Here is a 13040-nt window from a genome sequence, read left to right as displayed (position 1 = left end):
CGGCGGGGGAAGAGGCGACCGGTGCGACGCCGGCCTCACAACGACTGCTCCACGATGAAGCGTGGCCGCTGCTTGGTCTCGGCGTACACCCGCGACAGGTAGCCGCCGATGATGCCCAGCGCCATCAGCTGCAGCCCGCCGAGGAAGGAGATCGGGATCACCGTCGACGCCCAGCCGGGGATGCCGAGGTCGGTGAACAGCCGCACGCCCAGCGCCCACAGCGCGAAGCCCAGCGCGCCGAGCGAGATCACCACGCCGCACATCGAGATCCACTGCAGCGGCACGGTGGAGAACGAGAACACACCCTCCATCGCCAGCGCCAGCATGCGGCGGAAGGGGTACTTGCTCTCGCCGGCGGTGCGCTGCTGCCGCTCGTAGGTGACGATGGCGCGCTTGAAGCCGAGCAGCGGGATGATGCCGCGCAGGAACAGGTTGACCTCGCGGAAATCGCGCAGCGCCTCCAGCGCCCGCCGGCTGAGCAGCCGGAAGTCGGCATGGTCGGGCACGATGTCCACGCCCAGCTTGCGCAGCAGGGCGTAGTAGCCCTGCGCGGTGGTGCGCTTGAACCAGGTGTCGGTGTCGCGCCGCGAGCGCACGCCGAGCACCACGTCGGCGCCCTCGCGATGCGCCTGCAGCATGCGCGGGATGGCCTCCAGGTCGTCCTGCAGGTCGGCGTCCAGGCTGATCAGCACGTCGCCGCTGGTGCTCATCAGCCCGGCCAGCAGGGCGTTCTGGTGGCCGCGGTTGCACGACAGCTTGATGCCATGCACACGGCGATCCTCCAGGTGCGCGCGCTCGATCATCGACCAGGTGGCGTCGCGCGAGCCGTCGTCGACGAAGGTGATGCCGCTCTCGTCGTCGACCAGGCCCTCGCGCTGCAGCCGGTCGAGCAGCGCCAGCAGCTTGGCCAGCGTCTGCGGCAGCACTTCCTGCTCGTTGTAGCAGGGCACGACGAGGCCCAGCCGCAGCGCCTGCTGCGGCCGGGAGAAGGGCACCGCCGTGTTCAGCGGGAACTGCGATCGCTGCGGGTCGAGCATGGCGGGGACTCCTTGAAGGCGAAGAAGCGGCTGCCGGTGAAGCTCACGGCGGTGTAGGTCACCATCGCCAGCACGTGCGGCCAGAAGGGCTGCGGCCCGGCCCAGCCGCGGGCGACCTGCAGCACCAGCAGGTTCATCGCGTAGGCCATGGCGCAGACCAGGGCGTAGCGCAGCAGGTGCTGGTCGGCCCGGCCGGCCGGGCGGCCGAAGGTCCAGTGGCGGTGGGCGAAGAAGCTCCAGACGAAACCGACGGCGTAACCCAGCACGTTGGCCGGCAGGTCGGCCCAGCCCCACCAGCGCCAGGCCAGCCAGATGACGGCCAGGCCGAGCACCGTGTTGCTGATGCCGACCAGCCCGAAGCGCAGCGCCGACCGCCACAGCGGCAGCGGCAGGGGGCGGGCGGGCGCGATGCTGTTCACCGTGTCGCCCGCAGGTAGTACTGCGCCCCCAGCGGCAGGCGGACCATCAGCCGTTCCAGCGGCCGGGCGAAGCGCAGGGCGTGCGGAAAGAACAGCCGGTAGACGATGCGCGGCGACCGCCACCCCGTGGGCGCCGCGCGGCGGGCCATCTCGCGGCCGTGGATCAGCACCGCGTTGGCGTCGAACGGGCAGTCGCGCACCGCCTTGCAGGTCAGCGGGTTCAGCGGGTTGTGCTCGAACAACATCAGCAGCCCGCCGGGACGGGTGACCCGCCGCAGCTCCCGCAGCCAGTGGGGGTGCTCGGCCTGCGGGATGTGGTGGAAGACGCAGGCGGTGAAGGCGAGGTCGATGCTGCCGTCGGGCAGCGGCAGCCGCTGGTCCTCGATGCGGTGCAGCGTCAGCCGGTCCGAGCCGGCGCGCTGGCGCGCGATGTCCAGGCTGCGCTGCGAGACGTCGGCGCCGACGACCTCGGCCGTCGGAAAAGCGGTGTGAAGAAATGGCAGGGAATTGCCGATGCCGCAGCCGAAGTCCAGCACCCGGCGCACCGGCACGCCGGCGCGGGCCGCTTCACGGGCGGCGTCCTGCACCTTGTAGCGGGCGAAGAACTCCAGGCTCTCGCCCGACGCGGCGACGCTGCGCGCGTGCATCGCGGCGTATTCGTCGGCGACGAGGTCGAACTCGGCTTCCTGCATCCCTGCCCCTGGGGTGTTCCCGGGGGCCCTGCAGGCAGTCAGCGTGCCGGGGGTGACGTTGTCGGCATCAGCCGACACGGTCCAGCGCCCGCCCGAGGGCGGCCACCAGCGCCTGCAGCTGTTCCGCCGAGGCGATCAGCGGCGGCGACAGCGCGATGGTGTCGCCGGTGGTGCGCACCAGCACCCCTTCGCGGTGGAAACAGTCGAGGAAGACGTCGAAGGCGCGCTGCGCTGGTGCACCGGGCCGCGGCGCCAGTTCCACCGCGCCGACCAAGCCGAGGTTGCGGATGTCGACCACGTGCGGCCGCCGGCGCAGGCTGTGCAGCGCCTCGGCGAAGCCGGCCTCCAGCGTGCGGGCGCGGGTCAGCAGGCCTTCCTCCTCGTAGGTGTCCAGCGTCGCCAGGCCGGCCGCGCAGGCCAGCGGGTGGCCGGAGTAGGTATAGCCGTGCGGCAGCTCGATCAGGTGCTCGGGCCCCTGCATGAAGGCGTCGTGGATCGCACGCTTGGCCAGCACCGCGCCCATCGGCACCGCGCCGTTGGTCAGGCCCTTGGCCACCGTCATCAGGTCGGGCGTGACGCCGAAGCGCTGCGCCGCGAAAGGCGCGCCCAGCCGGCCGAAGCCGGTGATGACCTCGTCGAAGATGAGCAGGATGCCGTGGCGGTCGCAGACCTCGCGCAGCCGCTGCAGGTAGCCCTCCGGCGGCACCAGCACGCCGGTGGAGCCGGCCACCGGCTCGACGATGACGGCGGCGATGGTCGAGGCGTCGTGCAGCGCCACCAGCCGCTCCAGGTCGTCGGCCAGCTCGGCGCCATGCGCGGGCTGGCCGACCGAGAAGGCATTGCGCTGCGCGTCGTGGGTGTGGCGCAGGTGGTCGACGCCGCCCAGCAGCGGGCCGAAGGGCTTGCGGTTGCCGACGATGCCGCCCACCGAGGTGCCGCCGAAGTTGACGCCATGGTAGCCGCGTTCGCGGCCGACGAGCCGGGTGCGGGCGCCGTCGCCGCGCAGCCGGTGCCAGGCCAGCGCGATCTTCAGGGCGCTGTCCACCGCCTCGCTGCCGGAGTTGGTGAAGAACACCCGGTCGAGCCCGGCGGGCGCCAGGGCGGCCAGCCGCTCGGCCAGCGCGAAGGCCTTCGGGTGCCCCATCTGGAACGGCGGCGCGAAGTCCATCTGCCCGGCCTGCTCGGCGATGGCCTGCGCGATGCGGGGCCGGCCGTGGCCGGCGTTGACGCACCACAGGCCGGCGGCGCCGTCGAGGATGCGCCGGCCGTCGTCGGTCCAGTAGTGCATGCCCTCGGCGCGCACCAGCAGCCGCGGCGCCGCCTTGAACTGCCGGTTGGCGGTGAAGGGCATCCAGTAGGCGTCGAGGGCGGCGGTCATGGCGGCGACAGGGTGGGCGTGGTCGTGCATCTTGCCTGCAGCCCACGACCCTGCGGCGGATGGGGCAGGGTCGCACCTATCATCGCCCGCCTATGCCGCCGGCACCCACTTCGGCTTCGTTCCCATCACCACGCGGCCGACCCTGGCGCCGCGTGGCGGTGGCCACCGCGGCGCTGCTGCTCGTCGTCCTCGGGGTGCTGCCGCTGGTGCTGTGGGCCGGCGCCGACGCGCTGCTGCGGCCGCCGCTGCAGGCCCGTGCCAGCCAGGCCCTGGGCCGGCCGCTGCAGGTGGATCGGCTCTCGGTGGTGCCGTGGCGGCTGGTGGTGCAACTCGACGGCGTGCGGCTGGCCGGACCGCCCGGCATCGATGCCCCGGCGCTGAGCGCCGATCGGGTGTCGCTGCGGCTGTCGCCGCAGTCGCTCTGGCAGCGGGCGCCGGTGGTGGCGGCGCTCGAGCTCGAACGCCCGGTGCTGCGGGTGGCCCGCCATGCCGAGGGCTGGGACTTCGACGACCTCGTGCGGCGACTGGCGGCACCGACCCCCGAGCCCGGACGCCCGCCGGCCCGCTGGGCGCTGCAATCGTTCACCGTGCGCGACGGCCGCCTGCTGTTCGACGACGGCGGCCCGGTGCGGCGGCTCGACCTGGCATCGCTGCAGGTCGAACTGCAGGGCCTGTCGCGACTGACCTCGCCGACGGCGGACGACGTGCCGGCCGCGCGGCTGTCGGCCTCGGCCCTGGCCTCGGGCGCCCAGCTGACGGCGAAAGGCACGCTCGCGCCCTTCGCCGCCCAGCCGCAGGCCGCGCTGTCGGTCCGGCTGGACGACCTGTCGCTGCCGGACTGGCAGGCCTGGTGGCCGACCGGTCTGCCGTTGACCCCACGGGCCGGCCGGCTCGGGGCGAAGGCCGACCTGCAGCTGCACTGGGGCGGCGACCGGCCGCCCCGGCTGCAGGGCCGCGGCGAACTGCAGGGCGCCGACCTGCGCCTGCAGGCGGCCGATGGCGGCGCACTGTCCTGGCGCCAACTGGTGGTGCCGGTGAGCGCGATCGACAGCGAGGCCCGGCGGCTGGTGCTCGGCCCGGTGCTGCTCGTCGGCGCCGAGGCCGGCCTGCAGCGCGACCCCGACGGCAGCCTGCGCTGGCCGGGTCGCCCGGCGGAAGCCCGCGCCACCGCCGCAGGGGCATCGCCACCACCGTGGACGCTGCAGGGCGAGGGCCTTCGGCTGGACGACGCCCGCCTGACCCTCACGGACCGCACCCGCCAACCCGCGGCGCAGGTGTCGCTGCACCTGCCGCAGGCCCGGCTGGGGGCCTGGCGCTGGCCGCAGCCGACGCCGGTGACCCTGCAGGCCGACAGCCGCTGGCAGGTCGACGGCCGGCCGGCCGCGCGGCTGTCGCTGCAGGGGGAGGCCGCGCCGGCCGCCGGGCGCCTCTCCGCCACCCTCGACGAGCTGGACCTGGCCGCCTTCGCGCCCTGGCGCCCGGCGGGCGCGGCGGCCCAGCTGGACGGGCACGGCCAGGCCAGCGCCACGCTGCGCTGGCAGGGCGATGCCTGGCAGGCCGAGGTGCCCTCGTTGCGCCTCGACGCACTGGCCTGGCGGCCGCCGGCGCTGGCCGACGGCGGCCCGCCTGCGGCACGCGCTGAGGGCCGGACACGCGGCGCCACCGACCTCCCGCCGCAGCTCGGGTGGCGACGCCTGGCCCTGACCCGGCTGCAGGTCGACGGCGCCGCCCGGCGCATCGCCATCGGCGGGGTGTCGCTGGAGGCGCCGGTGGCCGTCGCCCGCCGGGGCCGCGACGGCCGGCTCGACTGGGCCGTCGCGCTGCAGGCGCTTCGGCCGCCGCCGAATGGCGCGGCGACCGGGACGCCCGCCGCCGCGCCCGCAACGGCGGCGCCGGGCTGGTCGGTCAGCGTCGACGACGCGCGGGTGGAAGGCGGCCGCCTGCACTGGACCGACAGCGCCCCGACCCCGCGCGGCGCCCAGCGCAGCCTGCGCAGCCGCTGGGAGGCGCTGAACGTCAGCCTTCGCCGGCTGCAGTGGCCGCCGCCGGCCGGCACGCCGGCGCCGGCGGAATGGAGCCTGTCGGCGCGCGTCGACGACGGGCGGGCCAGCGCCGGCGGGCGGCTCTCGGCAAGCGGGCTGTGGAGCGGGACCGCGGCCGCCGACCCGGCGCAGGGCCGGCTGCAGGCCCGCTGGACCGCCGAACGGCTGCCGCTGCACGGCTGGGAGCGCTACGTCGAGTTGCCGTCGGCGCTCAGCCTGCAGCGCCTGCTGCTCGGGGGCACCGGGCGGGTCGACATGGCGCTGGCGGGCGACGGCCTGCGCCTGGCCGGCGACGGCGAACTGGTGCTGGGCGAACTGCAGCTGATGGCCCCGGACGGCACCGACGGCGCGCCCAGCCCACTGCTCGGCTGGAGCGCGCTGCGGCTGCCCGGCCTGCAGGTGCAACTGGCGCCCGGCGCCGCCCCTCGCCTCAGCCTCGGCGAAGCGGTTCTGAGCGACCTCGACACCCGCCTGGTGATCACCGAGCAGGGTCGCTTCAACCTCACCGACGTGGCCGCACCGCCCGGCGTGCCGCCGGCGCCGCCCGGCGGCTTCGGCCCGGCGCCTCGGCGGCTGTCGCCGGCACCGGCCACCGACGCTCCCGCCGCCGCCCGGCCGGCGGTGACCCTGGCCGTCGGTGGGCTGGTCCTCGACAACGGCCGCATCAACTTCACCGACCGCTTCGTGCGGCCCAACTACAGCGCCGTGCTCAGCGGCCTGCAGGGTCGGCTGGGCGCCTTCGGCACGGCGCAGCGCGAGCCGGCCGCGCTGTCCCTCGACGGGCGCATCGCCGGCACCGGGGAGCTGAAGGTGCAGGGGCAGCTGAACCCGGCGTTCAGCCCGCCGCTGCTGGACATCGAGGCCTCGGCGCGCGAGATCGAACTGGCGCCGCTGTCGCCCTACGCCGGCAAGTACATCGGCTACGAGATCGACCGCGGCAAGCTGGCGATGGCGGTGCACTACCGGGTGCGGGAAGGCGGCGAACTGGAGGCCAGCAACCGGGTGGAGCTGAACCAGTTGCAGTTCGGCGAGCGGGTGGACAGCCCGGACGCCACCCGGCTGCCGGTGAAGCTGGCGGTGTCCCTGCTCACCGACCGCCAGGGCCGCATCCAGCTCGACCTGCCGGTGGCGGGGCGGCTGGGCGATCCGCAGTTCAGCCTCGGCGGGCTGGTGCTCAAGGCCCTGGGCAACCTCATCGTCAAGGCGGTCACGTCGCCCTTCGCGCTGCTGGCCGGGATCGGTGGGGAGGGCGGCGGCGAGCAGGTGAACGTGCGCTTCCTGCCGGGCCGCCCGATGCTGGCCCCCGACGCCGCGGCCGAGCTGGACCGGCTGGCCCGCGCGCTGCAGGACCGGCCGGCCGTGAGCCTTCGCATCGCCGGTGCGGTGGACGTGGAGGCCGAACGCGAGCCGCTGCGGCGCGCGGTTCTGGAGGCGCGCCTGGCCGAGGAGCAACGCCGCCGCGGCGTGCAGGCCGCGGCCGGCGGCGGTGCAGCGGCCACGCCGGCCGGCGAGGAGCGGGTGCGCCTGCTGCGCGCGCTGTACCGCGCCAATCCGCCGCCGCAGGCGCCGCGCAATGCGCTGGGCGGCCTGAGCGACCTGCCTCCCGCCGAGCTGGAGGCCCAGGTGCTGGCCCGGCTCGCCGTCGACGAGGACGACCTGCGGGAGCTGGCCCTGCAGCGCGGCCTCGTGGTGCGCGAGGCGCTGGTGGCCCGTGGCGTCGCCAGCGAGCGGTTGTTCCTCACCGCGCCGCGATTGGGAACTGCCGGTGAGTCCACCCCCGGGCCGACCGGCGCCGTGCTCACCGTCGCGGCGCCGTGACCGCCGCACGGCCCTGCCCATCTCATCATCAGAAAACGGCGTTTCGCGATGCGGAATGCGGCGCTGACGCACCGCAGCAATTTTTCCCATGATGGAAGAGAGCATTCCGCATCAAGAAAAATCGTCCTAACTGTTTGATTTGTAAGGAGGAAGATTTTTGTCTTCTATAAGACAGAAGTCTTCCGCCGTCGCGACGACGCCGATACGCTGGAGCCCATCGAATCCCCCTCTTCAACCGTCCCCAAGGAGCCCCAGCGATGAGCCAGACCCGCGAACAACAGATTGCCGCCCTCGAGAAGGACTGGGCCGAGAACCCGCGCTGGAAGGGCATCAAGCGCGGCTACAGCGCCGCCGACGTCGTCAAGCTGCGCGGCTCGCTGCAGATCGAACACACGCTGGCCAAGCGCGGTGCCGAGAAGCTGTGGAACCTCGTCAACACCGAGCCGTTCGTCAACTCCCTCGGCGCGCTCACCGGCAACCAGGCCATGCAGCAGGTCAAGGCCGGGCTGAAGGCGATCTACCTGTCGGGCTGGCAGGTGGCCGGCGACGCCAACAGCAACGGCGAGATGTACCCGGACCAGTCGCTGTACTCGGTGGACTCGGTGCCGAAGGTGGTCAAGAAGATCAACGCCACCTTCCAGCGCGCCGACCAGATCCAGTGGAGCGAAGGCAAGAACGACGTCGACTTCTTCGCCCCCATCGTGGCCGATGCGGAAGCCGGCTTCGGCGGCGTGCTCAACGCCTTCGAACTGATGAAGGCGATGATCGAAGCGGGCGCTGCCGGCGTGCACTTCGAAGACCAGCTCGCCGCCGCCAAGAAGTGCGGCCACATGGGCGGCAAGGTGCTGGTGCCCACCCGTGAAGCGGTGAGCAAGCTGGTGGCCGCCCGCCTGGCCGCCGACGTGATGGGCACGCCGACCATCCTGCTGGCGCGCACCGACGCCGAGGCCGCCGACCTGGTGACCAGCGACGTCGACGACAACGACAAGCCCTTCTTCACCGGCGAGCGCACCGTCGAGGGCTTCTACCGCAGCCGCAACGGCCTCGAGCAGGCCATCAGCCGCGGCCTGGCCTACGCCGAGTACGCCGACATGGTCTGGTGCGAGACCGGCACGCCGGACCTGGCCTTCGCCAAGAAGTTCGCCGACGCCATCCACGCCAAGTTCCCCGGCAAGCTGCTGGCGTACAACTGCTCGCCCAGCTTCAACTGGAAGAAGAACCTGGACGACGCGACCATCGCCAAGTTCCAGCGCGAACTGGGCGCCATGGGCTACAAGTTCCAGTTCATCACGCTGGCCGGCTTCCACGCGCTGAACTACTCGATGTTCAACCTGGCCTACGGCTACGCCCGCCAGAACATGAGCGCCTTCGTCGAACTGCAGGAGGCCGAGTTCGCCGCCGCCGACAAGGGTTTCACCGCGGTGAAGCACCAGCGCGAAGTGGGCACCGGGTACTTCGATGCGGTGACCACCACCATCGAACGCGAAGCCTCGACCGCGGCGCTGAAGGGCTCGACCGAGGACGAACAGTTCTTCGACGCCAAGCACGGCTGAGTCGAAGCACGTGCTGCCTCAAGGGCCCGGGACACCGGGCCCTTTTTCCTTGCGGCGTCCGTCCGGCGACCGGGTAGCGGCCGGCGCGTCGCGTTCCACGTCGCTGGCACACTGCGGCAGCCCATGGCTGCCGCGCCCGACGACGATCCTGCCCGCCTGCTGAGCCCGTCCATGCGCGGGCTGCTGGACCGCATCGCCCGCGCGGGCCGGCCACCGTTCCACACCCTGCCCGTGCACGAGGCGCGGCGCGCCTACGCCGCGGCCGCCGAGGTGCTGGAGCCGACCCGGCCGGTGCTGTCACGCGTCGAGGCGCTGCAGGTGCCGGCCGCCGACGGCACTCCGCTCGGGGCTCGGCTCTACGCGCCGTCGCACGACCGCCTGCCGGCGCTGCTGTACCTGCACGGCGGTGGCTTCGTCATCGGCGGCCTCGACACCCACGACGCGCTGTGCCGGCAGCTCGCCGCGCGCAGCGGCGGCGCGGTGCTGGCGCTGGACTACCGGCTGGCGCCGGAGCACCGTTTTCCCACGGCGGTGGACGACACCTGGGCCGCGCTGCGCTGGCTGGCACAGCATGCCGGCCACCTGGGCGTGGACGGCCGCCGGCTGGCCGTCGGCGGCGACAGCGCCGGTGGCACGCTGGCCGCGGTGGCGGCGATCCACGCCCGCGACATCGGCCTGCCGCTGGCGCTGCAGCTGCTCATCACGCCGGGCGCCACGGCGCACGCCGACACCACCTCGCACCGCCGCTTCGCACAGGGCTTCCTGCTCGACGCCCCGGCCATCGCCTGGTTCTTCGACCACTACATCGACCGCGAACAACGCGACGACTGGCGCTTCGCGCCACTGCACGCCGACGACCTGCAGGGCGTGGCACCCGCCTGCGTGGTGCTCGCCGAATGCGACCCGCTGGTCGACGAAGGGCTCGCCTACGCCGACCGGCTGCGCATGGCCGGCGTTCCCGTGACGCTGGAACTGGCCCGCGGCCTGGTCCACGACTTCATCAAGATGGGCCGCGCGCTGCCCGAGGCGCTGGCCGCCCAACAGGCCTGCGCCGACGCGTTGCGCGAGGCCTGGAACCCGACGACATGACCACCACCGACCACCGCTCACGTTTCCGACACCTCGAGAGGCTGCGCGTGCGCTGGGCCGAGGTGGACATGCAGCAGATCGTCTTCAACGGCCACTACCTGACGTACTTCGACACCGCGGTGGGCGGGTACTGGCGGGCGCTGGCGCTGCCTTACCAGGCGACGATGCACACCCTCGGCGGCGACCTCTTCGTGCGCAAGGCGACGCTGGAGTACGAGTCCTCCGCCCGCTACGACGACACGCTGGACATCGGCGTGCGCTGCGCACGGATCGGCAACTCGTCCATGGTCTTCGAATGCGCGGTGCTGCGCGGCGACGAGCGGCTGGTCGGCGGCGAGCTGGTCTACGTCTTCGCCGACGCCGAGGCCCGTGGCGCCCGACCGGTGCCCCAGGACCTGCGGGCGGTGCTCGAGGACTTCGAGGCCGGCAAGCCGATGGTGGAGGTGCGCGTGGCCGGCTGGGCCGAACTGGGCGAGGCGGCGCGGCCGATCCGCACGCAGGTCTTCGTCGAGGAGCAGCGCATCCCCGCCGCCCTGGAATGGGACGAGGCCGACGCCACCTGCACCCATGCGGTGGCCTTCAACCGCTTCGGCGTGCCGCTGGCCACCGGCCGGCTGCTGGAGCACGTGCCCGGCGTGGCCAAGATCGGCCGCATGGCCGTGCTGCCCGCCATGCGCGGGACCGGCGTCGGCCGGCAGGTGCTGCAGTCGCTGATGGACACGGCGCGTGCGCGCGGCGACCGCGAGGTGCTGCTGCACGCGCAGTTGAGCGCCGAGCGCTTCTACCGCCAGCAGGGCTTCCAGCAGCGCGGACCGGTGTTCGACGAAGCCGGCATCCCGCACGTGGAGATGGTGCGGGGGCTCTGACGGGGTGCGTGCGGTCAGGCCACCGGCGGCCAGTCGGTCAGGCGAAAGCGCTGCTCACCGGTGACCGACCGGTCCGGCGCGAAGCTGCGCTCGAGCACGTGGGTCACCAGGCCCTGCGCCGTGCGCTCGGCCACCAGCACCGTCGAGCAGCGGGTGCCGTAGCGGTCGTCGTGCAGGCGGATGAAGACCTTGGCCAGCTCGCGCTCGACGGCCAGCGGCACGCCGGTCTGAGGCAGTCGGTCGTCGGGCACCGGCTCGTCGTTGCGCAGCGCGGCGAGCAGCCGGGTGGTCAGGCGGTCGGCGTCGGCGGCCTCGTCGAGCGCCTGCCGCAGGGCGGCCTTCAGGCCGGTCAGCTTGGGCCAGGGGGTGTCCAGCGCGGCGTTGGACAGGCCCCACAGGCCGGCGGACAACCGGCGCGGCGCCGGCTGGTCGGGCGCGTACCAGTGCCAGGCGCCCGAGGGCAGGTCGGCCATCAGCAGGTTGAAGCCGTTGTGGCCGGCGTTGGCCAGCGGGGCGCAGAAGGCCTCGGCGTCCTGCGTGGCGCCCACCCAGGCGGTGACCAGACCGCCGCGCGACGGCGCGTCGCTGCGCATCGAGTCGGGCCGCCGCACGTTGGTGATCAGCGCCAGCCGGCCGCGTGGCGTCAGCGCCAGCCAGCTGCCGCCGCCGCGCAGGTCGCGACCGGCGAGCACCGGCTCCGCATCCCGCGTGGGCGGCCACCAGTGCATGCGCTCGGTGGGCCGGTCGAAGTACTCGTCGCGGTTGCTCGCCAGCACCAGCGGGAAGCGGGGATGCGCCCCCAGCGCCAGCACCGCTAGGCACATGGACGGAACACCTCGACATGGCGCACGGCCGCACGCACGGCCTGCACCGGCACGTCGCGCGCGGCGCCGGCGATGTCCTCGGCCAGCATCGCGTCGATGCCCACGCCGGCCCGGCGGTAGACCTCCATCAACGTCACCTGGCCCGCGTCCGGTTCGCGCTGCAGCAGTTCGGCCTGCAGGCCGGCGTGCCGGCCGCACAGCGCCTGCTGCATCGCCCGCACCGCGCGCACGGCCGTGTTCGCCGCGGCCTGGGGGACCTTGAAGTAGACGTACAGCCGCGCGCCGTCCGCCGTCATGGGACGTCGTCGCCCGGCGCGGGCAGGGCATAGGGCAGGGCGGCCTCCACCAGCGGCTCGCCGTCCGGCGACCGCAGGTGCCAGCTGCCCTGGCCCAGCGCGGCGGTCTTCAACGACACCAGCAGCGCCAGCCGCTTGCCGTCGGGATGCGGCGCCGCGTTCACCACCAGGCCGGAGGGCTGCGCCGGGTCGCCGCTGTGGAACACCTCCTCGCCGGGCAGGGCGGTGACCGGCCCGGCCTCGAACAGCACCATGCGGCGCTTCAGCGTGCCGCGGTACTGGCTGCGCGCCACCACCTCCTGGCCGGGGTAACAACCCTTGCGGAAGTTCACCCCGCCCAGCAACTCGAGGTTGACCATCTGCGGCACGAACTGGTCGGCCGTGGCGGCGGTGATCACCGGCAGGCCGCCGTGCACCTGCAGCCAGGACCAGGCGGCGGCCAGCAGCAGCGGCAGCGGCGGCGGATCGGCGACCGCCGGTTGGGCCAGCAGGACACGCGGCACGCCCTGCACATCGGCCAGCCGCAGCACCTGCCCCGCGTCGCCCCGGGGCGTGACGCTGCCGGGCGCGGCCGCCGCCCCGTCCAGCCAGGCCAAGGCCGGCGCGCCGGCCAGGCCCCACAGCGCGACGTCGCCGCTGGCATCCGTCAACCGGCACTTGGCGCGCAGCACGAACATCGACAGCCGCTTCAGCGTCGCGGCCAGCAGGTCGGCACTGCAGGCGAGGTGGAACCGCTGCGGGCCGGCGCGCCAGGCGATGAAGCTCGCCAGCAGCCGGCCCTTGGGCGAGCAGTAGCCGGCCAGCCGGTGCTCGCCGTCGTGGAACGCGGCGAAATCCTGCGTCAGCTGCGACTGCAGGAAGGTCGCCGCGTCCTCGCCGTCGGCGCGGATGACGCCCCAGTCGATGAGGCGAAGCGCCCCCTGCCAGGGACCGTCGGGGAGGCCGTGTCGCGCGGTTCGCTCATGGTGGACGATTATCATCAGCCGCATGTCGCGCACCGGCCCTCCGTGGGATCGCCCCGCCCAC

11 protein-coding genes are annotated in these 13040 nt (G+C 73.6%); 4 read left to right on the top strand and 7 right to left on the bottom strand.

Annotated features, from left to right (window positions below):
- Positions 1 to 35: 35 nt before the first annotated feature.
- From LRS07_RS13345 to aptA, 4 genes are all read right to left on the bottom strand, one after another.
- Positions 36 to 1037 carry a glycosyltransferase family 2 protein gene (locus LRS07_RS13345; protein WP_260498509.1) on the bottom strand — a complete coding sequence of 334 codons (1002 nt, stop codon included), beginning with the start codon at positions 1035 to 1037 and terminating at the stop codon, positions 36 to 38.
- Positions 1004 to 1456: a GtrA family protein gene (locus tag LRS07_RS13340; protein ID WP_260498508.1), complete on the bottom strand. Its 453-nt coding sequence runs from the start codon at positions 1454 to 1456 to the stop codon at positions 1004 to 1006. The genes LRS07_RS13345 and LRS07_RS13340 overlap by 34 nt, the downstream gene beginning before the upstream one ends.
- The gene (locus LRS07_RS13335; protein WP_260498507.1) at positions 1453 to 2148 is read right to left on the bottom strand and encodes a class I SAM-dependent methyltransferase; all 696 of its coding nucleotides are present in this window, start codon (positions 2146 to 2148) and stop codon (positions 1453 to 1455) included. Before LRS07_RS13335 ends, LRS07_RS13340 begins: the two co-directional genes overlap by 4 nt.
- A 67-nt stretch (positions 2149 to 2215) precedes the next feature.
- Positions 2216 to 3526: an omega-aminotransferase AptA gene (gene aptA / locus LRS07_RS13330; RefSeq protein ID WP_260498506.1), complete on the bottom strand. Its 1311-nt coding sequence runs from the start codon at positions 3524 to 3526 to the stop codon at positions 2216 to 2218.
- 59 nt (positions 3527 to 3585) lie between these two features.
- Here aptA and LRS07_RS13325 point away from each other — a divergent pair, with 59 nt between their 5' ends.
- The 4 genes from LRS07_RS13325 (at position 3586) to LRS07_RS13310 (ending at position 10894) form a co-directional block, all read left to right on the top strand.
- Positions 3586 to 7386, top strand: coding sequence for a DUF748 domain-containing protein (locus LRS07_RS13325; protein WP_509909122.1), 3801 nt, complete (start codon positions 3586 to 3588; stop codon positions 7384 to 7386).
- A gap of 257 nt (positions 7387 to 7643) precedes the next feature.
- Complete coding sequence (gene aceA, locus LRS07_RS13320) at positions 7644 to 8939, top strand: isocitrate lyase (RefSeq protein ID WP_260498504.1); 1296 nt, start codon at positions 7644 to 7646, stop codon at positions 8937 to 8939.
- A 123-nt stretch (positions 8940 to 9062) separates the two neighbouring features.
- Complete coding sequence (locus LRS07_RS13315; RefSeq protein WP_409450543.1) at positions 9063 to 10028, top strand: alpha/beta hydrolase; 966 nt, start codon at positions 9063 to 9065, stop codon at positions 10026 to 10028.
- Entirely contained in the window at positions 10025 to 10894 is an 870-nt protein-coding gene (locus LRS07_RS13310; protein ID WP_260498503.1) for a YbgC/FadM family acyl-CoA thioesterase, read from the top strand. The genes LRS07_RS13315 and LRS07_RS13310 overlap by 4 nt, the downstream gene beginning before the upstream one ends.
- 14 nt (positions 10895 to 10908) lie before the next feature.
- On the opposite strand, the gene LRS07_RS13305 is transcribed toward LRS07_RS13310, so the two are convergent.
- From LRS07_RS13305 to ygfZ, 3 genes are read right to left on the bottom strand one after another with little or no spacing between them, the layout of a single operon-like run.
- Positions 10909 to 11718 (bottom strand): NRDE family protein, encoded by an 810-nt coding sequence (locus LRS07_RS13305; protein ID WP_260498502.1) that lies wholly within the window; start codon positions 11716 to 11718, stop codon positions 10909 to 10911.
- A complete protein-coding gene (locus LRS07_RS13300) occupies positions 11709 to 12014 on the bottom strand; it encodes a DUF4936 family protein (RefSeq protein ID WP_260498501.1) in 306 nt (101 codons plus the stop codon). Before LRS07_RS13300 ends, LRS07_RS13305 begins: the two co-directional genes overlap by 10 nt.
- A complete protein-coding gene (ygfZ, locus tag LRS07_RS13295; RefSeq protein ID WP_312028301.1) occupies positions 12011 to 13003 on the bottom strand; it encodes a CAF17-like 4Fe-4S cluster assembly/insertion protein YgfZ in 993 nt (330 codons plus the stop codon). The genes LRS07_RS13300 and ygfZ overlap by 4 nt, the downstream gene beginning before the upstream one ends.
- Between the last annotated feature and the right edge of the window lie 37 nt (positions 13004 to 13040).

The sequence above is a fragment of the Aquabacterium sp. J223 genome (genome assembly GCF_024666615.1).
Lineage (GTDB): Bacteria > Pseudomonadota > Gammaproteobacteria > Burkholderiales > Burkholderiaceae_C > J223.
This window is presented reverse-complemented; position numbering and strand designations above follow the sequence as displayed.

Coding starts and splice junctions, on each gene's coding strand:
- LRS07_RS13345 (WP_260498509.1), bottom strand. CDS start 1,037: ATGCTCGACCCGCAGCGATCGCAGTTCCCGCTGAACACGGCGGTGCCC.
- LRS07_RS13335 (WP_260498507.1), bottom strand. CDS start 2,148: ATGCAGGAAGCCGAGTTCGACCTCGTCGCCGACGAATACGCCGCGATG.
- aptA (WP_260498506.1), bottom strand. CDS start 3,526: ATGACCGCCGCCCTCGACGCCTACTGGATGCCCTTCACCGCCAACCGG.
- LRS07_RS13325 (WP_509909122.1), top strand. CDS start 3,586: ATGGGGCAGGGTCGCACCTATCATCGCCCGCCTATGCCGCCGGCACCC.
- aceA (WP_260498504.1), top strand. CDS start 7,644: ATGAGCCAGACCCGCGAACAACAGATTGCCGCCCTCGAGAAGGACTGG.
- LRS07_RS13315 (WP_409450543.1), top strand. CDS start 9,063: ATGGCTGCCGCGCCCGACGACGATCCTGCCCGCCTGCTGAGCCCGTCC.
- LRS07_RS13310 (WP_260498503.1), top strand. CDS start 10,025: ATGACCACCACCGACCACCGCTCACGTTTCCGACACCTCGAGAGGCTG.
- LRS07_RS13305 (WP_260498502.1), bottom strand. CDS start 11,718: ATGTGCCTAGCGGTGCTGGCGCTGGGGGCGCATCCCCGCTTCCCGCTG.
- LRS07_RS13300 (WP_260498501.1), bottom strand. CDS start 12,014: ATGACGGCGGACGGCGCGCGGCTGTACGTCTACTTCAAGGTCCCCCAG.
- ygfZ (WP_312028301.1), bottom strand. CDS start 13,003: ATGCGGCTGATGATAATCGTCCACCATGAGCGAACCGCGCGACACGGC.